Origin of the sequence: Rhizobium mongolense USDA 1844 (assembly GCF_000419765.1) — a bacterium.
GTDB lineage: Bacteria > Pseudomonadota > Alphaproteobacteria > Rhizobiales > Rhizobiaceae > Rhizobium > Rhizobium mongolense.
This window is the reverse complement of sequence record NZ_ATTQ01000009.1, coordinates 252,944-277,883: the sequence shown is the minus strand read 5'-3', so window position 1 is coordinate 277,883 and position 24,940 is coordinate 252,944. Positions and strand designations below refer to the sequence as shown.

Sequence of the window (24,940 nt, the reverse complement as noted above, 5' to 3'; positions counted from 1 at the left end):
CAGTATGGTCAAGATTCTCCTCGTAGAAGACAATGAGATGAACCGCGACATGCTTTCCCGCCGGCTGGAACGTCGGGGATACGAAGTGATCGTCGCGACCGACGGTCTTGCTGGCGTGGAGGCGGCCGTGGACGCGCAGCCCGATCTGGTCCTGATGGACATGAGCCTGCCGGTCATCGATGGCTGGGAAGCGACAAGGCGCATCAAGGAAAATCCCGCCACCGCCGATATCCCCGTGATCGCCCTTACCGCACATGCCATGGTCGGTGACCGTCAAAAAGCGATGGATGTCGGTTGCGACGACTATGACACCAAACCCATCGAATTCCCGGGACTGCTCGAAAAGATCTCCCGTTTGACCGGAGGGTGATGGCCGTGGTCCAGTCTGCAGACATCGGTCATCGGGTACAGATTGCCAGAATCGCGCAAAAAATCGCCGATCCGGCGCAGGCGATCCTCGGCTATCAGGAATTGATCATCGAAGAAGTGCGCCGGCAGGGACCGAGCGAGGCGTTGCCTGATCTGGAGAAGGTGCTCCGTGCCGCCCGGGAACTGAATGCATTGATTGAGGGGCTCCTGGGCACCCAGCCTTCCGAGACCGGAAGCATCTCGCTGTTGCGGCATGATCTCAGAACGCCGATGAATGCGATTCTCGGCTACTCTGAAATGGTCATGGAGGACTTCGATGGTTCCTTGTCAGAACGACTCGTCGCGGACATATCAAGGATCATTGACGAAAGCCGCCGTCTACTGGCGCAGCTCGATAAAGCGCCAGAGACTTCCTCTTTCTATTCGGATGAAAAGACATCAGACGAGGCCGATGCGACGCTCGCGGCGGATTTCGTACGAACCATGGCAGCCCGGTCGTCAGCATCGCCCGAGAAGGTTGGCCGCATCCTGGTCGTCGACGATACGATGTCAAGCCGTGATCTCCTAGCCAGGCGCCTTGGACGCGACGGACATGCAGTTGTCGTCGCAGGTTCGGGCGCGGAGGCACTGCGGATTCTGGAAACGCAGAAATTCGATCTTGCTTTGGCCGACATTCTGATGCCGGACATGAACGGCATCGAACTTCTCGGCCATCTTAAATCGAACAGGCGCTGGCGCGAGATTCCTGTGGTCATGATTTCGGGCCTCAAAGATTACGATGCGGTCGTCCGCTGCATCGAGGCTGGAGCTGAAGACTATCTTCCAAAGCCGATCGATCCAGTCCTCTTGCGCGCGCGGATTAAGGCGTGCCTTGAACGCAGCCGCTGGCGCGAGCGTGAGAGGCGCTATCTCTCCGAGATCGAGTTCGAGAAGGAGCGGGCCAATGCGCTGCTTCATGCCATTCTTCCGGGGCAGGTCGTCAAGCGGCTTGCTGAAGGCGAGGAGGTGATCGCCGACCGCGTTGAGATGGCGACCATCCTTTTCGCTGATATCGTCAATTTTACGGAGTTTGCCGCACGAACCCCGGCAACTGTTTTGGTGCGCAGGCTCGGGGCGCTGTTCTCGCGCTTCGATGAACTCGCCGACGAGTATGGCATGGAGAAGATCAAAACCATTGGCGATGCCTATATGGCGGCAGCCGGGTTGCCGGACCCTCGCCCGGACCATGCGCAGGCAGCGGTTGCCTTTGCCAGGGCGTTGCTGGTCGAAATGGCTAGGGCCACCGGTCCGGAGCCTCCGCTCAGCCTGCGAATTGGCATAAACAGCGGGCCGGTAATTGCAGGTCTGATCGGCCGAAAACGGTTCGTCTACGATGTATGGGGCCATACGGTAAACCTTGCCAGCCGCATGGAATCCTACGGTATCCCCGGACGAATTCAGATATCGCAAAGCACGTTCGAGGCGCTCGGATCGAGCTGCATGGATGTCCATCAAGAAGTTATGGAGATTCGAGGCATAGGAAAATACATCACCTACTTAATTTGATGAGCCCACACATGGGGATCGACCATATCGCGCGGGCGCACCTGCCGACTTGCGAAATTGGTTCGAAGCCGAACCGTGGCGAACCGGCAGTGAACTTCTGTCACGACTGCAGGCCGAGTATCCCGGCGATTACCCCGACAAATTGCTTCGAACGCTCCAGCGCCGGCTGAAGCTCTGGCGCAGCGAACAGGCGGACGCGTTGCTGTTTGGCACCTTGAATAAGGAGCCGCCGACCAGCAGATTGCAAGGCCACACTGAGGCGCCGTGCCGCATGCGAAGGAGGCCAGGCGCTGCGAAACCCCTGCCATCTCCGCGCCCGACCTCCTTCGCCCCACCCCGGGAGCAAAATGGATGAGGCAACGTTCGAACCTCGGGGAGCACGGTTACGTGCGGCAATACGGTTGCCAGCGACAATCAAGATGATACGCTCCCCGACAACCGCGACACCAGAGTCTCATCCAGATTGTCGCGCTGATCTCGTCCAGATTGCCGCTTACGATGACCTTCGACTTCACGTCGCCACTGCAGATGGCAATAAATCCCATTCGCAAGTTCCCGCGCCATCAAACGCGGGGAGTGTGTCGTCTCACTATCTCACGTTGCAGAAACAGGACACTTCGACTATGAGACTGCACGCCTATTGCAATCATCTAGGTGCCCAGGGTGCGCTTTCTGCGTCTGTATTTAAAAGGATTTCTAGCCGCCTCTTCTCTTGCGAGGGCTACTAACTCGAAAATTTGCGTCCTGCTTAAGTGCGGATATGCTGTTTTAACTTGCCTTACCAGATCCTTAAACTCTCGCTCTGACATTCTTGCGGTGGGATCAAGCAGCTTGTCTTTGAGGTAGTTCGAAACTGGTTTGCAATAGACGAGGCCGGCTACGGTGCCACCAACCCCAAGGACTACTACGCCTAGGGGGTGCATAGTTTTGCGACCAACGTCCAGTCCGATACCGGCTGCGGTACCGACGCAAAGCGCGTAAGCCGCAGTCTTCCTGAAGTCTTCAGGTAGGAAATCGAGATCATCAAGCGACATTCATCCTTGCTCCCCTGAAACGGAGGAGGAAAGAGTAGGCCATGTTCGCTGTGCAGGATCCACTCGTCAATTAGAGCTAATACCTCACCGCCCCATCATAATTTGGTGGGATGTCAGAGCGTGAACGGACAGGCTAAGCCGCGCATCAGTGAGCGTACCGACACCGGGTTGGCAGCTCCTGCGAAGGACATCTGAAGATAGGCGCGCGCGCCCTTGGCTCGGACATCGATCAGGAACCGCCGGCCGGCCTCGCGGGGCCGCAGGCGCGACCCATCCAGAAACCGCAACAGGCCCCATGGACCGCGTGCGCTCTTCTTCTCGACCGCAGGACCTGTATCGAACGATATCTCAAAGCCTTGCGCGGGCGAGGCTCCTGGCCAGTTCAAGGTGACCGACTCGCCGGAAGTGATGACCGGGGCATGAGCGCCGCCGATCGAGACGGTCGCGGCTCCTCGTTGGGCAAGAGCCTCCAGCACAATCGGGACGTCGGGCGATGCTCCTTTTTGAAAAAGGGCTTCGCCAACGGCAACCGCCCTTTGGAGAAAGGCCGCGCTTTCGGGTGAATAGCCCGAAAGCCGCGCTTCCGGCTTCCAGCGCCACGGTGTCGTCGACGTGTCCATCAAGTGTGCCAGTTGCGCCCGGAAATACCTTTCTATGGTGCCGTTCGGCGCGAAGATCCGCGCGACTTCGGCCATGTCCGCATCAGGCCCATCAAAGAATGGATAATGGCCACTTACGGCGGCCTGGCAGGCGGCCGCAACCTGAGAGCCCCAAGGTGATTGTGATGACTGTGCAGACTGCGGTGCCGAGGTTGCCTGCTTTGGGACATGATCCGCAGCAACCTCCGGCACCTTTGGGGTAGCCGTCTGAGAGATCACGTCCTCGACGATCTGCACGACCAGCAGCGGGGCTTGCTGCAAGGCAACGATCGAATTGGCGCGCTCCTGTGCGTCCATGAGGGATTTTTTGCCGATCTCCGCATCCGCATCGAGCACGGAGAGAGCCACGTTCAGCGAGACAAAGAGCTGCGAGATTTCCGACATCCGGCCCTGCTCCACGAACTGGATAGCCGGACCCAATGCCGTTGCGACCCGAAGCTGGTTGGCGTGGCTTCGGCTTCGGTCGTTCCCGCCGGACTGACGCCATGCCTCGCGGATAAGCGCCGAGAGCGGCGAGTTGCGTGCGCTCAGCCCACCGCTGATCACGACAGAAGTGGGTTGGTCTGTGAACGGCCTCACGCGAAGCTCACCCAGATAGTGCGTCCACACCTCAAGCGTACGCTTTTGAAGGAGATCCATCACCGCTTCCGTGGTCGTCGTGCCGCCCGAGGGGAGCAGCGTTGCGGCTTCGGACGTTGCCCGGCGGATCGCATCGGCGGCGCCCGACCTCGCATAGTTCCATCCAGCCTCCGTATAGAGACCCGGGACTCCGCGCTCGATCGGCAGGCCTGACCGGTGGATCAAGATCGTGTCGAGACCGGGGGCCGCCTGACTGAGAGACCAGGGAGGAACAGCTGCCGTCTTTTCGGCACGTGCCAGTTCGAGCAAGGCCCGCTCACTGGCCAAGCCTTCAGCAGCGAATTGCCGCGCCTGGGCGATCGTTTCGGGATCCGGAGATGGAAGCCCCGGCTGCGGCTTGGGCATGGCAGCAACATGCTCGGCCAGCAAAGCTAGTTCGGGGAAGCTCTCGGCGCGATCGGCGACCCAGCCCCCCAGAAACCTGGGCTGCCAGTCCGATGTCCCTTTCAGTGTCGACAACGCGCGGAGGGAATCGTAGAGCGCATTGGCTTCCCCTTCCGTGGCAAGCGCAACAGCCAGTGCCTCGGCGAGCGGCTCGGCAACCAAGCCTTCGACCGCCTCGCCATAGCGACGGCGCGCTGCTGCAGCGGGATCGACCATCTCGATATGGTGAATGAGGCCAAGCGGTGAGCGGGCGGCATCCTGCTCAACGAGCCGGACAGCCGCCACGAAGGCATCGAGCTGAGCCGCCCGCGCGGCCGGCGTGGCGGCCTTGCCAGCTTCCACAACGCTCCGGACGTCGGGCAATTGTGCCAGCAGCCGCTCGCGAAACTGCCATTCGGCCCACCCGGCCCAGGCCACCAGCACCGCGAAGAACAGAGCCACCGGAAGCAAGACAAGGCCGCGATCTGCTCGCGTTCTGTGCTGCTCCTCCTTCGACTGTGCAGCTTGAACGGCTTCACTGCAGTGCCCGAGAAAGCGCGCCAGATCACGCCGCGCGAGCCCCCCTTTCGCCGCCTGGGCCGCCCTTTCGGCGAGACCATCGGCGCCAATCATGTGGCTGATCGGAAGAGCGGCCGCGAGCGCACGCTCCCATCGTTTGATTGGCAGCGCCGGATTGCTGCGCACACGGACATCGAGCAACACCACGAGCGCGTCGCGCGCATCGAGAATCCAGTCCGGCGGAACGTTCCTGCGGCGTCCTTCTTTCTCGAACTCGGCCACGAGCATGCGAGCGGTCGCGGCCAACTCCTGCGGATCAGGCCGCTTCTCGCTTTCGGCCCGCTTCGCGAGGCCAAGCAGAGGCTCGGCCAATGCTGGAAGCACGTCCGCTCCCGCTCCATCCCGACCCGGAGTTTGGACATAGTCTCTCACAGTTTGCCCTCCGCGGCCCATTTACGAAGCAGCGCCTCACCCACTTCAAAATGCATGGAATCTTCACGGGTATAGCCAGCACCCCAATACCAGCCGGCATCGTTGAAGAACTCTGCGAGCACGACAAGTCCGAACTGCGTGCTGCTATCTCCCATCCTGTCGAGGTTCTTCTTGAGTGTCAGATCGACGGCCGCGCCCCAGGCATGCGACGACACAGACCTGTTCGAGCCTCGCACATAACGCGCGCACAGCGCACCAGCAGTACCGATCGCGGCATAGATATCCGGCTCCTCCTTTCGGAGGCGCTCCATGATATGCCCCAGCGAATCGAGGGCGGGCTTGATCATCGTCAGGCGGAAATGCCCTATTTCTCGGGTTACTAGGTTTCTCAGCAATTTCGGGTTGTTGACCGGCTGGCAGCTTGTGGAATAGGCAGTTCGCGGCTCGCCAAGGATTTGGCGGAGCACTGCCGGGGTCGGGCGTATGATGCCCTCGTTGAAGCGCTTCTTCGCCAGCTGCATGGGTTCCGTCATATTCTCGGTCTCCTCGGGCGGCGCCATACCGCCGAACTGGTCGATCGAAAATGACTGCTGGCTCAGAGGTTCCCCGGGCGACGGGGTGACGTCGGTGCTTGGCGGGACGGGCTCGGGGCGCGCCTCCGCTAGTTCTTTCACTTTTCCCTCTAGTTCCGTCACCTTTCTTTTGACCGAGTTCAGTTCAGCTCGCAGCGACTGGATCTCTCTGTCCTGCTGAGCGAGCTGTTGAGTTAACCGATCGATCCTTCCTGCATTCGGATCACGGTCCGTGTCCCGAAGCAGGTCGCCAACAAACGCGAAAACGGCCGCCGCAAGAATGACGCTCATTCCAATGACGACAGCCGCAATCGGATTTAGTGGCCTCAAGGCGCTGCATCTCCGTCAATCCGAACTACTACCACAGAGACATTGTCTGGAGCGCCCTGATCGAGAGCGGCCGCTACCAGTCGCCGGCAGGCGGCGTCTGGGCTCGGCGCGCTCAAGTGAGTGATGATCTCGGGCTCGGCAAGACAATCGGTCAATCCGTCGGAGCAAAGAAGCAGAAAATCGCCCGGCTCCAGCGCGACCTCGACGGAATCCACGTCCAGACGGTCGGCGGCGCCGATTGCCCGAGTAACAACGTGGGATTGCGGGTGCTGCCGGACAGCGGCGGGGCTAAGGTGCCCGTCATCGAGAAGTTCCTGCACCACCGAATGGTCGCGCGTGAGTTGCAGCAACTCACCTCCTCGCAAACGATAGGCCCGGCTATCTCCCACCCAAGCGATTGTCGTCGCTCCGCCGTCGATGAGTGCCGCGACCACTGTAGCGCCCATCTGTGCCACATTGGCCGAAGCCGCCCAACGACGGACGGCGGAATTGGCTGACTGCAGCGCAGCAACGAGGTGAGCGCCGGAAACGGGAGTGTGCGGGATCAGGGCGAGCTGTTCGATGACCAGGTCAGCTGCGACGTCGCCGTGGCCGTAGCCGCCCATCCCGTCAGCTACTGCCCAAAGGACACCCGAGGGATCGGTGAGAATCGCGTCTTCGTTGTTTGTTCGCACATGCCCGGTATGACTTAGTCCCGCTCCTTGCGGCCTGCCCGGCCGGTTAGGCACGCGCGTCGAAGCATTGTCCCGAGAATCCGGGGTCATGATCGGATGAACCCCACTAAATCGATCCGTCGCGAGAGCGGCTAGCGGATCGGTTGCAGCCAAAGTCATCCTATAGTAATTTCATAGGAGGCGAAACCTTTTTGCCAAAGGAGCCTAAGATGAAGCGCCTGCTGACCACCAAGCTGACGGTGTTTCTCGCTCTATTCTTCGTAACCCAAACTGATTTGGGTGCGCAGGAACTGAACGATTCGGCGCTTAAAGAGCGCTTTCAACGACAGATCGAGTTGTTCAAGGCGGCACGGCTCGGAGCCACGCGTGGCCTGGTTCTGACCAACTCCAATTCCACGCCCAAAGCCGCGGCCATACCGGTGACAATTGCCACGCCCGAAACCGGCGCAGCCAAAACCGCTCCGGCTCCCCCTGCCCCTGCAGCCATTGCGTCCCAAGGAACCCAAGCTGCTCCAGCTGTCCCCGATGTAGGACAGCCATCAACCCCGCAACCGACGGCGACATCACCGGCGACTGCCGTATCCGCAGCGGTAACAAGCGATCCGCAGACATACTGGAAGCTGCCGCCCGACGACCAGATCAACGTCCGCGTAAATTTCGACTTCGATTCAGCGGCCATAGCTCCGACGCAAAAGGCGATGCTGCAGAAGCTTTGCGGAGTAATAAAGGATATGGACATCAAACTCGTCCGTATCATCGGTCACACGGATGCTGTTGGAGGCGCAAGCTACAATCAGCACCTGTCAGTACTGCGCGCGAAGGAGGTAACCCGCTTCTTCACGGATGATTGCAACATCGCTCGGGAACGGCTCGAAGCAGTTGGCGCAGGCGAGCAGTTTCTTCTCAACCAGGAGAATCCGAAGGCTGACGAGAACAGGCGCGTAGAATTCCAGGCTGTGAGCTAAAGGCGGCCGCAGCTGCTAGCCGGCGGGAGCACGTTTCTTATTCAAACGCGTAGGTGAAACCTTCTGCAGATGCTCCGACCGTGGCCTTGGTGAGACGTTTGCCTTCGAGCGCCCAGTTCAGAACGCCTTGGCTCAGCGTCGGCAGAAGCGTGTTTGTCAGGATCGCGTCGATCATGCGCCCCCCCGATTCAACCTCGGTGCACCGAGCCTTGATCAATTCCAGAACCCCGTTCCCGATGACCAGTTCGGCGTCATGGCTGGCGCGCAGTCGGCGCGCGATCTTGGCGAAATGATGTTCTGTGATCGCATCGATCATTGAATCCGAGAGCGGGTAATAGGGCACGACAATCACCCGTCCGAGGAACGCTGGCGGAAACACCTTCAGCAGTGGCGGCCGCAGTGCGCTTTCGAGTTCCTCAAGCGGCGGCCGCGTCCTGCCGCCGTCTGTTCGCTTCATGATGACGTCCGAACCGACATTCGACGTCAGCAGGATAAGGGTGTTCCTGAAGTCGATCCGTCGGCCCTCGCTGTCGTCCATCATTCCCTTGTCGAAAACCTGGAAGAAGATCTCGTGGACATCCGGGTGCGCCTTCTCGACTTCATCGAGCAAGATGACGGAATAGGGTCGCCGCCGCACGGCTTCGGTCAGTACCCCTCCCTTGCCGTAGCCGACATAGCCGGGAGGGGCACCCTTGAGGGTGGAGACTGTGTGTGCCTCCTGAAATTCCGACATGTTGATGGAGATCAGATTCTGTTCACCTCCATAGAGCGCTTCGGCGAGCGCCAGCGCCGTTTCTGTCTTGCCGACGCCTGAAGGGCCGCACAGCAGGAAAACGCCCACAGGCTTTTCAGGTGAGCCAAGTCCCGCACGGCTGGTTTGCACGCGCCGCGCGATTGAATCCATTGCAAATTCCTGGCCGACGACGCGCTCTCCCAGAACCTCGGCGAGCTGTAGCGCTTTTTCAGTCTGGCTGGTCAGCATCCGGCCGACGGGAATACCCGTCCAGTCCTGCACGACGGAGGCCACAGCGTTCCTGTCGACGGAAAGCAGGATGAGCGGGGTCTCGCCCTGAACGCCTGCAAGTTCCGCCATTAGCACCTTGAGCCGTGCAAGATCGGCGCCCTGGTTCGGGAGTACTCTATCGCCGCTCTCCTGCTCGGGGAGATCCACGTCAGCGGCCACCGGCAATTCCGGGTCCGCCTCTCCCTCGGCCAGCACCGCATCAAGCTTAACTCCCTTTCCCCGTAGCCTCGCCCGTAGATCGAGGATTTCGGAGACCATTGACTGTTCTTTTTCCCAGCGAGCCTTTGCGGCAAGCAACGCGGATTCCGTCTCGGCGAGCGAGGCTTCGACCTTCGACTGGCGCTCTGCGACCTCGATGCCGATTGCTGCTTCGCGCCCGATAATGCCCTGCTCGACCTCGAGAGACTGCTTGCGCCGCAGAAGATCTTCGACCTCAGCCGGTGTCGCGTGCTGCGATACCGCCACGCGCGCGCAGGCCGTATCGAGTAGGCTGATTGCCTTGTCCGGCAGTTGGCGCGCGGGGATATAGCGATGTGAAAGGCTGACGGCTGTTTCGATGGCTTCGTCTAGAATCTGCACCTGATGGTGCTTCTCCAGCACGCCTGCCACACCACGCAACATCAAGATGGCGGCTTCTTCATCAGGCTCTTCAACCTTGACCACCTGGAAGCGGCGGGTCAAAGCCGGGTCTTTCTCGATATGCTGCTTGTATTCTGCCCATGTCGTTGCAGCGATCGTGCGAAGCTCGCCACGCGCCAATGCCGGTTTAAGAAGATTTGCCGCGTCTCCCGTTCCCGCTGCCCCGCCCGCCCCGATCAGTGTATGAGCTTCATCGATGAAGAGGATGATCGGAGTTTCCGATGCCTGGACTTCCTCGATGACTGTCTTCAGCCGCTTCTCGAACTCACCCTTGACGCTCGCCCCCGCCTGCATCAAACCGATGTCCAGCAGGTGTAGCGCCACACCCTTCAGCGGCGGCGGCACATCTCCTTCTGCAAGGCGGAGCGCAAAACCCTCGACCACCGCCGTCTTGCCCACTCCGGCTTCGCCGGTCAGGATCGGGTTATTCTGGCGCCGGCGCATGAGGATATCGACGATCTGCCGGATCTCGGGATCCCGGCCCAGGACCGGGTCAATTTTGCCGTCGCGTGCGCGCCGGGTGAGGTCGGTGGCGTATTTCGCCAATGCGGAGTCACCGCCCGCCGGGCGTTTTTTCCGCGACGGTTCTGGAGCTTCGGCCTTGCCGGCATTTTCAAGTGATCCGGCCAGCACGTCGTCCAGCCGGGGGAAAAGGGAATCCGCCTCGATCCGATCGAATTCGGCGCTGATCTTCAACAGAAGCCCGTCAAGTACCGCTACCTTTCTGCAGGCCAGCAGAACATGCACTCCGCGAACCTCGTCAGATCCGAACTGCAGGCTTGCCAGGCTCCAGGCCTCCTGGATGGCATGAAAGATGTGATCGGAAAACTCCTCGATGGAGGTAGCGCCATAGGGAAGCTTGTCTGTCGCCCTCGCCATATCGGCAGCAAGCCGGCCGAGATCCACGCCAGCATCGTTGAAGATAAGCTGAAAATCTGCGCGGTCGACCAGGGCCAGCTGTTCGATCCAGTGAACGAGTTCGACATAGGGATTGCCGCGAAGCTTGGCCGCGTCCGCCGCCGCCTTGAAAGCGCGCAAGCAAACGGGATTGAGTTTGCCGACCAGTTCCTTGCGCTTGAAGCTCTGCTGCATGTCGGTCGGCTCCTATCATGTGATCTTGAATAGGGCGTCGCTGGTCTTCGATCGCTAGTCACAGCGTGCCACATTAGAGTATTCTTGACAAATATTCGACCCGCGTGTTCTTGATGAATATTATGTCGCGTGGTTCCCACTGGGTGCGCTGGGAGGCTCCAGATGATTGATCCTCTGCCTGGCGACATCTTCCGCAAAGGACAGGTGCTCAACAACACCTACGAGATCGAGGGTGTCCTCGGCCGCGGTGGAACAGGTGAAGTCTATCGAGCGAGCAACCGGATCACCGGCCGCGTGGTGGCGATTAAGGCGCTGAAGCGGGAGCTCTCGGCAAATGCCGGCTATCTGGAGCTTATGAAGCGAGAGGAGGAGATGCGCAGCATCTCCCACCACGCGGTCGTGCGCTACACCGACTGCAGCCAGACCGGCGACGGCCACGTCTATCTGGTGATGGACTACGTTGCCGGCACGCCGCTCAGTGAGTGGCTCGAGCAGGGCGGGGCTACCCCGCGGGATCTGCTAGTGGTGGCACACAGAGTGGCCGAAGGTCTTGTCGCAACGCACGAGCGCAAGATCGTCCACCGCGACCTTTCTCCCGACAACATCATACTTCGCGACGGCAGGCCGGAGGAAGCCGTCATTATCGATTTTGGTATCGCCAAGGACAGCAACACAGGGGCGCGCACAATCGTCGGTAACGAGTTTGCGGGCAAGTACGAATATGCCGCGCCGGAGCAGATGCATGGGCAAGCGGAGCCGCGCTCCGACCTTTATGCCTTGGGCGCATCGCTGCTCGCAACCTTTCGGGGAAGGGTTCCAGACGTCGGAAGGAGTCCGGGCGAGGTCGTCCGTCATAAGGAGCGCCGGCTTGACACCTCGGGCGTTCCAGAACCGCTCAAGACGCTGATCGACGACCTCACTCAGCCTGACCCGGCCCACCGGCCACCGAGTGCCGCCGCGGTCGTCAATGAAATCGGAAGGTTGCTGCAACCTGGTCACGCCAAAGCACGGCCGGGCGGGCGCAACACGAGGCCCATGTTGCGGCCATGGCTTCTAGTTCTGCCTCTCGCGGCGCTGGCCGTTATCGGCGGACTTTGGTTTCTCGGGGTTTTTGAGAGCTTGTCTCCGACTGCCCTGCCGATCGCGACGCCCTACAAACTCACTGCCGGGGTGGACGCGCAAGGGCGGCCCACGCTTGCCGGTTTCGCTCCCGACCCCGACCAGCATCAGGCAATCCTGGCGAACTTCACCCGAACGGTCGGGCTTCCTCCACCGAATGACGCCCTCACACTCGCCCAGGGCGCTCCATCCGAACGGTGGGCGCAGGACGTCGATGTCTTTTTTTCGGCCGCCGTTCCGCTCGACGAGTGGAAGCTTGAAATAGCTGATCGAACGGTCCGCCTCACGGGCCTCGCCCCCGATAAAGCGGGACGCGAAGCTGCGGTCACACGATTCAATGCGGCAGCAAAAGCGGCCGGCTACCGGCCTGTCGCCCGTATTGCGGCCGGTCCGCGAGATCTGTCGCCGGACCAACTGAAACCCCTTATCGTGCCGCTGGAGACCTGCGGTCCACTCCGCGTTCAACAACCGGAGGGAGGTACCTTTCCCCTCGGATCGACGATCTCCGTCAAAGGAGACGTCGCTTCAAGCGGCGACCTCGAAGCCCTCCAGCAGGCACTCGCACCCCATGTCGGAGATCGCGAGCTGCGCTTCGATGCCACGGTACTCAGCGCCCAGCTGTGCGTTGTTCAAGAGCTGCTGCCGGATACGCCGCAAGGTCAGATGACGATCGTTCTTGGCTATGGCGACAGGCCCGAGCCGAACATGTCGGGCATCTATTCGGTTGGCGACAATCCCGTGATCGACGTGCTCGCGCCGGCCTCGCTCGACAAGGGGTACTTGTGGGTCGCCATCGCCGACGTCACCGGCAATCTCTTCAATGTTCTTCCGAACATCAAAAGACCCGATCATGCACTCGCCGAAATCGGGACCGTGACAGATGGCATGCGCACCATTCGGGTGGCCTATCCAACGGCAGAGGGTGCCGCCGACCCCGCAAAGCTCACCTTCGCCGTCGACAACACCTTCGGCAGAACTCTGATAATTGCTATGCAGACCGACCAGCCGCTTTTCCCGCAGCTTCGGCCAACAACCGAGTCCACCAAGTCCTTTGCCGAGGATTTGCGTGCAGTGGTAGCGGCCGGTCATGTCTCGATCCTGTCGATGACGACCCGGTTAATCGACACGCGCAAATAATTGCAAGTCGAAGAAATCTGCCATTAGTCTAGAACAAGAAGTTGTGGTAAAAGCAAAAGTAGGGGAATACTAGTCGGTTAACGGGGGGATCTGTTGTTCAACTCGGCTCTCTGGTTAAGTCCACTGAACGGCGACAACCCGTCGGGCGAAAGCTTGCGGAACGATGGGCGATTCCACGAGTTGGAACGCCTTGTGCAACCGCAGATCGAGATCAGTCGCGACGAACGCAACAACCCAGTCTCACGGACCGAGGTCCCTGTCGATTGGTCGATCGTCCTTCGAAAATCAGAAGAGTTGCGCCCGCACGGCCGGGATCTGAGGCTCCTCGTGATCGTGACGCGCGCCCTTGCAAATGAACAGGGTCTTGCTGGCCTCGCGGAAGGCTTGAACCTAATCACCGGAACCTTCGACATGCATTGGGAAACGATGCATCCGGAACTTCGTGAGGGCTTGCCTCCACGGGATGCCGCCCTGCGCCGAACGAATGCTCTTCTCCAACTCCAAAACGAGAAGGATGGGCTGCTCGGCGATCTTCGGAAGATGACTTTCTTTGCGCCACGGAGCGTCGGCCCTGTCACAGGGCGCGATCTCGAGCGCGGTGCTCTCGACACCCGAACCGTTCTCAACGAGGCTGCCCCCGGACTGAGCGACGCTGAGAAGGCGTCGCTCGTAAGCGAGCATGATCAGTTACTAAATCGCGTGAGGATCGGCTGCGCGGCGTTTGCCGAACAAGCCGGGGACGAGGCGGCCGCGCTTATCGTCAGCGCAAACGCTGCCGCCACAGCGATGGAAGCCCTCGAGACTTCGCTCAATCGGCGAATCGGCGGGGATCTGCGCGTGACCTTGCCGGATCTGAGTCGCTTCCTGCAGCGAGTGATCTCGACGCTTGAGCGTGCGAAGCCCAACCCCAGGCAGGAAACTGCAAACGAGGAAACGCTCGATCGTGAGACCGCGCCTGCAAAAACGATCTCTGACGCAGCTCCGGCTTACATCGGAGCACCGGCAGTCTTTCCATCGCGGCTCACCTCACGCGAGGAGGTCACAAAGTGCATCGACCTCATCATTGCCTTCTACGACCGCACCGAACCGTCGAGTCCTATTCCCCATCTGGCGCACAGGATCAAACGTATGGTGCCGATGGATTTTCTGGAACTCATGGAGGACCTGGCGCCCTCCGGTTTGAAGGAATTCCGGCTTCTGGCCGGTGTGCCGGAGAGAAAAAAACCTGTCCCTGGGACGAAAGGTGATCACCAATGAGCGAAACTAAGGCCAAGGTAATTGAACGAAACCGGGCGCCTCGCGTCCAGATCGCTTACGAAGTCGAAACTTACGGCAGCCCGACCACCATCGAATTGCCGTTCGTCATGGGCGTGATGGCTGATCTCGCCGGCGCCTCCCAGACGCCGGAGGCCCGCAAGTCCGTCCGGGACCGCTCCTTTGTCGAAACCGACGCAAACAGGTTCGGTCGTTTCATGGAAGCACTCAGCCCGCGCGTCAAAGCTCGTGTGAAAAACACCCTTCCCCAGCCTGCCGGCGAAGAGCGCGACGAAGAGCTTGCGCTAGACCTGACCTTTACGAGCATGGCCGATTTCGCGCCGGATCGTATTGCCGAACAAGTTCCGCAGCTTGCAGAACTCTTGAGAATGCGCGGCCAACTTGAGGAATTGCTCGGTTTCATGGATGGCCGCATCGACGCCGAAAAACGCATCGCGCAACTTTTGAACAACGAGCCCCTGTTGGGAAAGATCGCCGATCAGGCGCTCGAAGATAGCAGCAAGTCGGAGGTCTGAGCCATGGCCGAACAGGAAAGAACCGCTGCGGTTGGTGTCACGGAAGCCAAAGAAGTCGACCTTCAGGAATTCAGCGAACTTCTGGAAAAGGACTTCAAGGTCAAAAAAGATGACAGCGACAAGCTTCAAACCTTGGTCAGAAATCTGGCGCTTGCTGCGCGCGGCCGTACAGAATCGACCGTCATCTCTTCCAACGCGGTCAAATCGATCAAGTCCTTGATTGCCGGCATCGACAAGCTGCTGACCGAGCAGACCAACGAAATTCTCCATACGCCTGAAGTGCTTCAGATGGAGGGGACATGGCGCGGACTGTGGTACCTCGTGAATAATACCGAGACGGATCAAAAGTTGAAGATCCGCGTCATGAACATTTCGAAGGAGGAGTTGGCTGATACCCTTGAGGATTACGAGGGTCAGATGTGGGACCAAAGCCCCATATTCAAGAAAGTCTACACCGACGAATACTCGATGCTCGGCGGTAACCCCTTTGGCTGCCTGATCGGCGCCTATGAATTCTCAAATCACCCGAAGGATGCCGGTCTCCTCCGCAACATGTCCGGCATCTGCGCCTCGGCGCACACCCCCTTCATCGCAGCCGCCGCCCCCCGTCTGTTCCGCATGGAAAGCTGGCAGGAACTGCCGAACCCGCAAGACCTGCAACAGATCGTGTCGTCGCCGGCCTATGCCTCATGGCAGTCACTGCGCGAGAGCGAGGACGCCCGTTACATAGGGTTGACAATGCCACGGGTGCTGGCGAGGCTGCCTTATGGCGCAGAAACCGTTCCTGTGAAGGGCTTCGCGTTCGAGGAAGAGGTCCAGGGCGACCATCACCGATATGTCTGGATGAACGCGGCCTTCCCAATGGGGGTCAACATCAACCGCAGCCACAAGCTGTTCGGCTGGGGCACGCAAATCCGTGGGGTCGAGAACGGCGGGGCAGTGATCAATCTCCCGGTCCATAACTTCCCGACCGACGACGGGACGGTGGCGATGAAATGCCCGACCGAGGTCGCCATTGACGATCGGCGCGAGGCCGAGCTCGCCAAGCTCGGGCTGATGCCCATCCTCCATCGCAAGAACACTGATATTGCTGCCTTCATCGGCGCCCATTCGTTGCAAGACGACGAGGCGCGAGCCGGCCGCCTGGTCGACCCGGATGCTCAGGCCAACGAGAGACTGAGTGCAAATCTGCCCTACCTTTTCCCGGTTTCCCGTTTCGCCCATTACCTGAAGGCGATCGCTCGGGATAAGATCGGCTCATTCAAGGAACGTGCCGACATGCAGATTTGGCTGACGGAGTGGATCAACCGCTACGTTCTCGCCAACCCTGCCTTTGCCGACGAAAAAGCCCGCGCAAAACGTCCCCTTGCAGCCGCCGAGGTCCAGGTTGACAGCGTGGAGGGTCGCCCCGGCTGGTACAATGCTCGATTTTATCTGCGGCCCCACTACCAGCTGGAAGGCATCAATGCTTCGCTCCGGCTCGTTTCGGAGCTGCCGTCTATGAAGTCCTGAACAACATTTAGCCGATGGGAGGTTATTCATGAAGATCGACGGTTTTCTCAAGGTACCTGACATCACTGGGCCCAGCGTTCGCGACGGCCACGAAGACGAAATCGAGGTGCACGGAGTGGAGTTTGAAATGCAGGCTCCTTTCGATCCGAATTCGCTATCGCGGAGAGGCCGCGTCAGCTTGGGCATGCTCAATTTCATCAAGCACTACGACAAGGCCTCGCCCTATCTGAAGAAGGCTCTGTTCGACAACAAGCTTCTGGACGAGGTCAAGTTTTCAGCGCGCAGAACGATAGAAGGCGAAACGAGCGACTACCTGGTCATCACGTTGAAGGAAGCTTCGGTGACCAACTACACCATGAGGCCGAGTGAGGAAGAGCCAGATGTGATCGAAGAGCGCGTCGGCTTCGCTTACAAGAACATCACTTTCAATTACGACGACAAGGACGAGGTCGAGATGGATGTCTATGTCGGCAAGTGACAGCTGGCAAAAAGGGTTTGGAAGGAAGGCGAGACCCGGGGGGCACCTGCGGGCGACTCGCGAAGCGATCCAGCCGTCCTTGTGGGATCGCCTGGTGAACGACCTGCCGGGGCTCAACTCGGAAATCAACCAACTTCGGCAGGCGATCCAGAAAGAGATAGACCTCGAACGTCTGAACGGGCTGGTTGCCGCAGGGGTTCACCAAATGGAGGCCGCTGCGGATATCAGCGCCGAGCAGAAGAAGAACATACACCGCCTGTTCTCTCTTGAGCGACGCCAGGCAGAACTGGAAAGTCGCGGCGTCGTCGTCTCGACCGATGTGCTGCGCGAGGCAGTGCGGCGCGACATCGAGGCGCTTTTTAATGCACAACGCTTCGAATCTACGCCACTCTTGACGGATTTAGAGTCAGATCAGGCTGGGGACAACCCTCCGTCGCTTGAGGATTTCCCGGAAGTTCGCCGCAGCGTGATCAATTATGGGGTCCCCCCCTTCTCCGGCCGTTCCTCCCGTGACTTCGACCGCGATGAACTGTCGAAGGAAATCCGAAGCGTGCTCGCCGCGTTTGAACCTCGGCTGAAGGAAAGCGCGACGAAAGTTACCGTCAGCCTCGGCGACAGGGCGACCGGCCTCAGGATCGACATCGACGCACTGCTGCTTACCTCGCCGGCGCCGGAACGGCTGCTCCTGCGCACGATACTCAACCTCGACGACGGTTCGGCGCGGACTGAACTTAAGGACACCTGACCATGGACCGGGTCTTCCTGGAGTATTACGAGGAAGAACTCACCCACATCCGCGCGCTCGCCGCCGAATTTGCAGATATGCATCCCTCGATCGCACGCAACCTTTCCCTTGATACGGTCCCGTGTCCCGACCCCTTCGTCGAACGCCTGCTGGACGGCGTGGCTTATCTCGCCGCGCGCACCCGACAGAAGGTGGATGCAGAAAGCTCCCGTTTCGCACGAAGCGTGCTCGAAAATTTCTATCCGGATCTCGTTTCGCCGACACCCGCAACCGCCATGGCTTTGCTGAAGCCGGGCCAGCAGGTTCAAACGATGCTCGCAGGACACCTTGTGAAGCGCGGGACCCGGCTGGTTTCGAGCGTCCGCCCAGGCATTTCCACCCGGTGCATCTATACCACGGCGCAGGATGTGATGCTCTGGCCGCTCGCGATCACCTCGGCCACCTACATACAGGATCGCAGCGCACTCGCGGCAGCGGGGATTGCTCCGATTGACGGGGTAACCGGTTCGGCGGCATTGAGCATCACCTTCAATCGAACTGGCAAAGGCAAGCTCAGCGACTTGTCGCTCGACCGCCTGGATCTGTATTTTGGTGACAAGAGCAAGGCGTCGCTGCTCTTCGATACGCTCTTTGGCGCTTGCGCCGCGACCGGCGCCCGCCCGGAAGGACGCGATAACGCCCTGAGCGCACTTCCGGAGCCGGAGATGATCGGGATCTCCGACGAGGAAGCGCTTATGCCGCGCACACGCGAAACATTCGAAGGCTACAGGCTTTTGCGGGAATACTTCATCGCGCCGGAAAGATTTCACTATGTGCGCGTCAGAGGGCTGCAGCCGGTCGTTCGGCGCTGCGGGGCTGGGCTGGAACTGCTCTTTCTGTTGCGGCGTCCCATCCCCGAGCTTGCGAATATCGCAGCGAAGGATTTCGAACTCTTCGCAACGCCAATCATCAATCTGTTCGAGCGCGGCTGCAACGTCATCGAACTCGATGCACGGCGGACCCGGCAAGTGCTTCACGCCGATCGCACCCGTGCACGGGATTTCGAGATCTATCGCGCAATCCGCGTCGACGATGCCGATGCTGAAGGCCCCGACGCCGAGATGCCGGCTCTCTTCAGCCTGGGCCAGAACCGTGGAAACGGCTGGGTCTATTTTACCGAACGCCGCCCGCGGCGCCCGAGTGAAGACGAGCTTCGCCAGGGGCAAACGCGGACCTCCTATACAGGTGACGATGTCTTCATCACGCTTTCGCGCCCGGCTCAGTCGAAAGCCGCCCGGTCGCCGAAGCGGATCGAGGTGACGGCGCTGTGCACCAATCGCGATCTACCGATATTGGACGATACGCCGTCCCTCACGCTCGAGAGCGGCGATCCCGTCGAGACCATCCAGCTCCTTGGCGCGCTGCGGCCGCCGTGGCCCTCGATTCCAGCGACGCTCCCGGCTGGAGCAGTGGAAGGCTCCAGAGCCGATGAACTCGCCTGGCGGCTCATTGCGCAACTCTCGCTGAATTTCCTCAGCCTGGCCGAGGAGGGCCGCGGGGTTGATCCGCTTCACGCTCTACTTGAGCTTTACGCGAATCGCGGGGATCCAAGCCTAAGCCGGCATGTGCGCGCCGTCGCCCGCGTCGAGGCTCGACCCTTGATCGAGCGCTTGGCAATTGCCGGGCCAATGTGTTTCGCGCGCGGCACCGAGGTTACGCTTCATATCGACCAATCCGTGCTTGCCGGGCACAGCACGGTGTTGCTCTCGGCGCTGCTGGCCAGGCTTTTTGCTCGCTATGCGGCAATCAACGCATTCGTGCGAACCCGCGCGCGGATCATACAAAAGCAGGAGGATGTGCTATGGCCCATAGCGCCGGGCAATCGCTTCCTGATCTGAAGGACGCGGCTCCATCCCTTGAGGCGTTCGACTTTTTCGAGCTCCTGCGGCGCCTCGAAGACGACGGACGACTTTTTGGGCAGGCCGGCCGCCCGGACCGGGAGCCGGCGCGACTCGGACAGCATGTGCGGCTTGGTTTTGCCGTGCAGGATGTCGCCAAGGTCGAACCGGCCACCGAAACCACGCCGGCTCGCGTCACGGTCTCGAACCTCGGATTGCTCGGGCCAGAGGGTCCAATGCCCCTCTACCTAACGCGTTGGGTGCTGGATCGGCTGTCGCAGCGCTGGTTTGCCAGGGCGGACATGCGGGAGGTCAGCGATACGACCTTCGTCGATTTCGTGAATATTCTTCAGCATCGCATGATCGCGCTCTTTTACCGGGCGTGGGCCGACGCTCATCCGGCTGTGCAGGTCAGGCGCCACGACGGCGGCCGTATTCGCGCAATGTCGGCAGCCCTGGCGGGCCTTGGCTTGTGTGGTAGGGGGCATGATGAGTGCGCAGCTATCGATGCCACGAAGCTCTCTCATGCTCCGGCGCTTGCCCATCAGGTAGACGGACCGGAGAGGCTCACCCTGTTTCTTGCCGACCTCTTGAAGGTGCCGGTTCGGCTTCGCGAATTTGTCGGCACCTGGATGCCTATACCGAACGGGCTCCAGTCCCGGCTTGGCGGCGCGCATGTGCAACTCGGACGAAGCGCCACGATCGGACCGAGGACGTTCCAGCGACAGCAAAGGATAGAGCTCTCCATCGGCCCGTTGACGCTTGCCGACTACGTAGCTTTCCTGCCCGGCTGCGAACGGCGCGAAACCCTGCAGACCGCGATCCGCGATCTCGTGGGATACGGGCTCGATGTCGACGTAAGGCTCGTGCTCAGGCGGGACGAAGTTCCCGCGGCCAAAATGGGAGCAGCGCGGATCGGACAAATTGCTTGGCTCGCTCGACCGAAAGATCGCAGTGACGCGGATGATTTGTGCATACGCACCATCATTGGCTGGCGGCCGGAAATGCCGGAGGCTGCGGCATGAGCCTCATCCTTACTCTCGAGCACGCGCCCCGACCCCAAGCCGTTCGCCAGATGCGGCTCGTCGAGGGAGAGCTCGTCATCGGTCGCAGCGCAGACGCAGACTGGCGGATCGACGATCCCGACATGTATATCTCACGCGCTCATTGCACGATCGGCTGCGTTCGCGGCCAGTATGTGGTGACGGACACCTCCAGCGGCGGGCTTTTCATCGATGGGTCGCGCACGCCGCTTGGGCTTGGGAACTCCGCGCCGCTGCATGACGGAGCGCGGCTGCAGCTCGGCAATTATGTCGTCCGCGTCGATTTCCAGGCGACGCCGACGGAGCGGGTGTCTGAACAGCCGGCTTCCCCACCGCCGGTCGGCTTCGAGCGGGACGACTTCTTCTCCGAGCGCAGGGAGCCGGCAGCGCCCACCCCGCGGCCGGCGGGATTGCCCGACCCATTCGAACAACCAGCCGCAGGGGCATTCGCCGCGGCAAGCAGGGGCGAGACAGCAAAACGGACGCCCATGTTCGACGATCCCTTCAGCCTTGATCCGTTGCCAGCATCGGGTCAGGACAGGGGGGCTTGGGATTTATCTTTACCCAGTACAACGCCGCCCGAGCCGTCTGTCACAGAGCCCCCAGCCGAACCGCGTCCTGCCCCGAAACCACAAGCAAGACCGATGCAGGAAAGGACGGCAGAGACCGAAACCGCCTTGCGCGACGCCTTCCTGCGGGGACTGGGGCTCGGCGCCGATGAGTTCATGACATCCGATCCGGTCGCCCAGATGGAGAATTTCGGCCGGGAATACCGGATGATGCTGGAAGGGCTGATGCATCTCCTGCGCAAGCGCACCGAAGAAAAAGGCGAAGCGAGGATCGCCCAGACTGTGGTTGGAGCATCCGAGGTCAACCCTCTTAAATTCCTTCCCACGGTGGACGATGTGATCGCGACCTTCCTGGCGCAGCGCCAGGCCGGCTTTCTTCCTCCTGAGGCCGCCATCGGCAGTTCCATCCGCGATCTCGCACACCACCACGTGAGAACGTGGCGCGGCGTCCAGGCGGCGCTCGCCAGGATGATTGACCGCTTCGACCCGGCGACCCTGGAAAGCGAACTGAAATCGCACTCGGTGTTGGATGCCCTGCTTGCGGGTGGCCGGCGGGCAAAGCTCTGGGAGCTTTATGAGAAACGCTATCGCGAGATCGCCAAGAGTGCGTCGACGCGCTTCCTGGGCGAGATCGGCAGTGACTTTCGGGACGGCTATGAAGAGGGGGAGAATGACTGATGCTTAACCGACGCGACTTTCTCATGGTGATCGGCGCGACAGGCGCGCTTTCCGCATGCATGGGCGGCCCGCCAAAATCGTCGACCGTAACAGTCACGGCGACGGGACAAGCGGGGATGAATGCTGCCGCTGGTGGTGGGGAACGTCCGGTGACCCTCCTTATTCTTCGGCTGAAGGATGTCGGAAAATTCAACTCTGCCGATATTTTCGCCCTTCAATCCGATCCGGCCGGCGCGCTCGGAGCAGACCTCGTCGGGTCCGAGCAAATGACGGTCGCCCCGGGTGCAAGCGCCTCAAAGACGGTCGCGTTCCCGCCAGAAGCCACTTTCCTCGGTCTTGTCGCGCTGTTCCGGGAACCGGGCGGTCGCACCTGGCGCAGGAGCGTGCCGATCAGGCCGGAATCGACGGTGACGGCGAATGTCGTACTCAGCCGCGGCGGTATGGCGCTCGCGCTCGCCTGAATGGAGGGCGTTCAGCATGACGGATATCAACAAGGTGCTTTGGTCCGAGGGGCTCTTCCTCCGGACGCAGCATTTCCAGCAGCAGGACCGTTATACAGAAGCCTTGGTGCGGGGCGCGCTGCAGGCCGGACGGCTGCAGACCTTCGGTTTCAGGTCCCTCACGCTCGATGCCGCACAGCTGGAAGCCGGGCGGGTGGCCGTAACGTCGGCGCGCGGCATTTTTCCGGACGGCACCCCGTTTGCCATACCCGAAACGATGGACGCCCCCACACCTTTGACAATCACGGGTGACATGGGCGCGGGAGCGGTGCAGCTCGCCCTGCCCTTGGAGCCACCCGGCGGCGCCAGCTTCGACCCGGCTCACCGCGAACCAACCGGAGCACGGTTTAGAGGACGGATAGAGTGGATACGCGATGCCGTCCACGGGGGCGCTGATCCGGAAGAGATCGAGATCGCCCGGCCGCAAGCCCTGCTGCTCTCGCCGGCGCAGGCGACCGGTGGCTACACGGCAATGCCGGTGACGAACGTTACCGGGCTGCTCTCCGACGGCAGTGTGGCGATCTCCGAAAATTTCCTGCCGCCGGCACTCGCAACCGGTGCGGTGCCCTTCTACGGCCAGCTCCTGCAGGAAGTAATCACGGGGCTCGACCGCATAGCCGAAGCGCATGGCAAGATGGTGCTTGGCGGCCCCGGCCGCAGCGTGGAAAATCTCCTGGTGCTCGATCTCGCCAACAGTGCGCGCCCGCGACTGGCCCACATGCTCCCTCAGGAGGTTTTTCATCCGGCCGAGCTCTTTCTGGAGCTCAGTGGACTGGCTGGCCGAATGGCAACCTACGGATCGGGCTCCCGGCGGCTGAGCGAGCTTCCCACCTATGAGCATATGGCGCCGGGGCCGGCCTTTGCCGCACTCGCCGACACATTGCGCTCGCTGATCTTGAGCCTGCGCTATGTCGAACCGAAGTCGCGGGCGCTGCCGGTTCTGAAGCACGCGACCAACGTCTGGAAGGTCCGCGTCGACAATCCCGAACTGCTAACGGCCAGCCGCATCGTTGTGCGCGTCGGATGCGACATGTCCGACGAGGCATTGCGCAAGATCTTCGTCAATCAGGTGACCGTCGGTGCTGCGGACGAATTCGAGGCGCTGTGGAAGTCTCGACTGCCCGGCATCCGCCTCAAGCCTCTTCACTCGCAGCCCCGCGAGATCCCCTACGACGGAGACCGTCTCTGCCTTGAGCTCGATCAACGCAGCGAGCATTGGGAATCGCTTCTGCGCTCGCCCGGCTTCGTGATCGGAGTTTCCGGCGTTTTGCCCAGCGAACCACAGGTCGACTGCTATTCGGTAAACAGGTAGCACCATGGCAAGTGAGGATCCATTCGGCCTTTCGGAAGATCAGGGCCGCACACGCATCCGCCCGCCGGCGGGGGCAATGCCTGTCATTCCCACCGGCGCATTGGCGACACGCGCGCGATCCCACCCCAACACGCTGATCAACGCTTTCGCCACCTTGCTTGAATTTGCGCCGGAACTCGAGAATGCATTGCCACCTGGCAATCCGGAAGCGCTGCGGACCAGACTTATGGAGGAGCTGGTTTCGGCGCGCGATGCGGCCGTGGCCTCCGGCGCAAGCCTGGCACGGGCAGACGCGGCCGCCTGGGCTGTCGCCTCGCTGCTTGACGATCTGGCGCTCAATACGCCTTGGGGCGGCTCCAGCGCCTGGCCGCGCCAGCCGCTGGTCGTCATGCTCCGCGGCGATGTGGATGCCGGAGCGCAGTTCTTCGCCAGGCTGGAGGAGCTGGAGCGCTATCCCGGCCGCGATCGTGAACTGCTGGAGCTGCAATACTTCTGTCTGGCGCTTGGTTTCCGCGGCAAATATCGGGTGCCAGGGCGTGCGGGCGATCGCTCCATCAGCGCCGTTCGCGCTGCAGCCGCTCGTTTCCTGCGGGACGCCGATGCCGAAGGCGCGCCGCTCTCGCCCAGGTGGGAGGGTGTCGCGGCAGCGGACGAGCCTTCCCGCTTTGCCGTTCCAATCTGGGTGCTCGCAGTCGTGGCTGTGGCGCTCGCGACGGCGATTTACGTGCTTCTGTCAATGCGGCTAGGCGCCAAGGCGGAAGAACTTGCTACGCTCGTTCGGGCAATACCGCCGCCGGAGCGTGCCGAGATTTATCGGCCGGAAAAGCGCGCACCGGCACCGGATGCGCCGCGGGTCGAACCTGTCGTCCTTGAGCTGCTGCCGGAATTCCGTGCCGCCGCACCTCCTGCGCTTCTGCCGGCCTTGAAGGGCAATGAAAACGCCTCTCGGGTCACACTCCTGCTTCAGTCGAGCACTCCGGAGCTTTTCCAGTCTGCCCGGCCCGAATTGACGAAAAGCTTCGAGCCACTCGTCGCCTCCGTCGCAGCTGTTATCAAGGAGAATGCCGAACTGATCAGAAGTGTCACGATTATCGGACATACCGACAATGTTCCGCTCCAGGCCACCAATCCGCTATCCAACAACCAGCGCCTCTCCGAGGCGCGCGCCGCAACGATTGCCGCTTTACTGCGTGCAAGCGGCTTGCCGCCTGAGCGCTTGAAATCGGAAGGACGTGCGGCAACGCAGCCCCTTGCCAGAAATGACACTCGCGAAGGCCGGGCTGCCAACCGCCGCATCGAGCTCCTGATCGAGAAGGGGCTCTGA

General features: G+C 61.0%; 20 protein-coding genes and 1 pseudogene. 16 read left to right on the top strand and 5 right to left on the bottom strand.

Annotation, left to right across the window (positions count from 1 at the left end; genetic code table 11):
• Positions 1–4 precede the first annotated feature (4 nt).
• From A3C3_RS0119635 to A3C3_RS43825, 3 genes and pseudogenes are all read left to right on the top strand, one after another.
• Positions 5–370: a response regulator gene (locus tag A3C3_RS0119635; RefSeq protein ID WP_022716292.1), complete on the top strand. Its 366-nt coding sequence runs from the start codon at positions 5–7 to the stop codon at positions 368–370.
• Positions 370–1,914, top strand: coding sequence for an adenylate/guanylate cyclase domain-containing protein (locus tag A3C3_RS0119630; RefSeq protein WP_022716291.1), 1,545 nt, complete (start codon positions 370–372; stop codon positions 1,912–1,914). Before A3C3_RS0119635 ends, A3C3_RS0119630 begins: the two co-directional genes overlap by 1 nt.
• Before the next feature lie 37 nt (positions 1,915–1,951).
• A pseudogene (locus tag A3C3_RS43825) lies at positions 1,952–2,146 on the top strand (ISNCY family transposase); the annotation flags it as partial.
• Between the two features lie 418 nt (positions 2,147–2,564).
• Here A3C3_RS43825 and A3C3_RS45355 read toward each other — a convergent pair.
• The 4 genes from A3C3_RS45355 to A3C3_RS0119605 form a co-directional block, all read right to left on the bottom strand.
• A complete protein-coding gene (locus tag A3C3_RS45355; protein WP_022716289.1) occupies positions 2,565–2,948 on the bottom strand; it encodes a hypothetical protein in 384 nt (127 codons plus the stop codon).
• Between the two features lie 113 nt (positions 2,949–3,061).
• A complete protein-coding gene (locus A3C3_RS0119615; RefSeq protein ID WP_084796983.1) occupies positions 3,062–5,581 on the bottom strand; it encodes an ImcF-related family protein in 2,520 nt (839 codons plus the stop codon).
• Positions 5,557–6,462 (bottom strand): M15 family metallopeptidase, encoded by a 906-nt coding sequence (locus tag A3C3_RS0119610; protein ID WP_022716287.1) that lies wholly within the window; start codon positions 6,460–6,462, stop codon positions 5,557–5,559. The genes A3C3_RS0119615 and A3C3_RS0119610 overlap by 25 nt, the downstream gene beginning before the upstream one ends.
• The gene (locus A3C3_RS0119605) at positions 6,459–7,226 is read right to left on the bottom strand and encodes a PP2C family protein-serine/threonine phosphatase (RefSeq protein ID WP_028739804.1); all 768 of its coding nucleotides are present in this window, start codon (positions 7,224–7,226) and stop codon (positions 6,459–6,461) included. The genes A3C3_RS0119610 and A3C3_RS0119605 overlap by 4 nt, the downstream gene beginning before the upstream one ends.
• Before the next feature lie 119 nt (positions 7,227–7,345).
• Between A3C3_RS0119605 and A3C3_RS0119600 the strand changes: the two genes are divergently transcribed.
• Complete coding sequence (locus A3C3_RS0119600) at positions 7,346–8,101, top strand: OmpA family protein (RefSeq protein ID WP_022716285.1); 756 nt, start codon at positions 7,346–7,348, stop codon at positions 8,099–8,101.
• A 37-nt stretch (positions 8,102–8,138) separates the two neighbouring features.
• Here the strand turns inward: A3C3_RS0119600 and tssH are convergent, their stop codons facing one another.
• Positions 8,139–10,856, bottom strand: coding sequence for a type VI secretion system ATPase TssH (gene tssH, locus A3C3_RS0119595; protein ID WP_022716284.1), 2,718 nt, complete (start codon positions 10,854–10,856; stop codon positions 8,139–8,141).
• Positions 10,857–11,018: 162 nt separating this feature from the next.
• Here tssH and A3C3_RS0119590 point away from each other — a divergent pair, with 162 nt between their 5' ends.
• The 12 genes from A3C3_RS0119590 (at position 11,019) to icmH (ending at position 24,940) form a co-directional block, all read left to right on the top strand.
• Complete coding sequence (locus tag A3C3_RS0119590) at positions 11,019–13,112, top strand: serine/threonine protein kinase (protein WP_022716283.1); 2,094 nt, start codon at positions 11,019–11,021, stop codon at positions 13,110–13,112.
• A gap of 93 nt (positions 13,113–13,205) precedes the next feature.
• Positions 13,206–14,369 carry a type VI secretion system protein TssA gene (locus A3C3_RS0119585; RefSeq protein ID WP_028739803.1) on the top strand — a complete coding sequence of 388 codons (1,164 nt, stop codon included), beginning with the start codon at positions 13,206–13,208 and terminating at the stop codon, positions 14,367–14,369.
• Entirely contained in the window at positions 14,366–14,902 is a 537-nt protein-coding gene (gene tssB / locus A3C3_RS0119580; RefSeq protein ID WP_022716281.1) for a type VI secretion system contractile sheath small subunit, read from the top strand. The genes A3C3_RS0119585 and tssB overlap by 4 nt, the downstream gene beginning before the upstream one ends.
• 3 nt (positions 14,903–14,905) lie before the next feature.
• Complete coding sequence (tssC, locus tag A3C3_RS0119575; RefSeq protein ID WP_022716280.1) at positions 14,906–16,414, top strand: type VI secretion system contractile sheath large subunit; 1,509 nt, start codon at positions 14,906–14,908, stop codon at positions 16,412–16,414.
• A 28-nt stretch (positions 16,415–16,442) separates the two neighbouring features.
• Complete coding sequence (locus A3C3_RS0119570; RefSeq protein WP_022716279.1) at positions 16,443–16,892, top strand: Hcp family type VI secretion system effector; 450 nt, start codon at positions 16,443–16,445, stop codon at positions 16,890–16,892.
• Positions 16,879–17,637 (top strand): type VI secretion system baseplate subunit TssE, encoded by a 759-nt coding sequence (gene tssE / locus A3C3_RS0119565; RefSeq protein ID WP_022716278.1) that lies wholly within the window; start codon positions 16,879–16,881, stop codon positions 17,635–17,637. The genes A3C3_RS0119570 and tssE overlap by 14 nt, the downstream gene beginning before the upstream one ends.
• Positions 17,638–17,639: 2 nt before the next feature.
• Positions 17,640–19,514, top strand: coding sequence for a type VI secretion system baseplate subunit TssF (gene tssF / locus A3C3_RS0119560; RefSeq protein ID WP_022716277.1), 1,875 nt, complete (start codon positions 17,640–17,642; stop codon positions 19,512–19,514).
• Positions 19,478–20,539: a type VI secretion system baseplate subunit TssG gene (gene tssG, locus A3C3_RS0119555; protein WP_022716276.1), complete on the top strand. Its 1,062-nt coding sequence runs from the start codon at positions 19,478–19,480 to the stop codon at positions 20,537–20,539. Before tssF ends, tssG begins: the two co-directional genes overlap by 37 nt.
• Complete coding sequence (gene tagH / locus A3C3_RS0119550) at positions 20,536–21,804, top strand: type VI secretion system-associated FHA domain protein TagH (protein ID WP_022716275.1); 1,269 nt, start codon at positions 20,536–20,538, stop codon at positions 21,802–21,804. Before tssG ends, tagH begins: the two co-directional genes overlap by 4 nt.
• Positions 21,804–22,265: a type VI secretion system lipoprotein TssJ gene (gene tssJ / locus A3C3_RS0119545; protein ID WP_022716274.1), complete on the top strand. Its 462-nt coding sequence runs from the start codon at positions 21,804–21,806 to the stop codon at positions 22,263–22,265. The genes tagH and tssJ overlap by 1 nt, the downstream gene beginning before the upstream one ends.
• 16 nt (positions 22,266–22,281) lie before the next feature.
• Entirely contained in the window at positions 22,282–23,616 is a 1,335-nt protein-coding gene (gene tssK / locus A3C3_RS0119540) for a type VI secretion system baseplate subunit TssK (protein WP_022716273.1), read from the top strand.
• A gap of 4 nt (positions 23,617–23,620) precedes the next feature.
• On the top strand, positions 23,621–24,940 hold the full coding sequence (gene icmH, locus A3C3_RS0119535; protein WP_022716272.1) for a type IVB secretion system protein IcmH/DotU: 1,320 nt from the start codon (positions 23,621–23,623) through the stop codon (positions 24,938–24,940).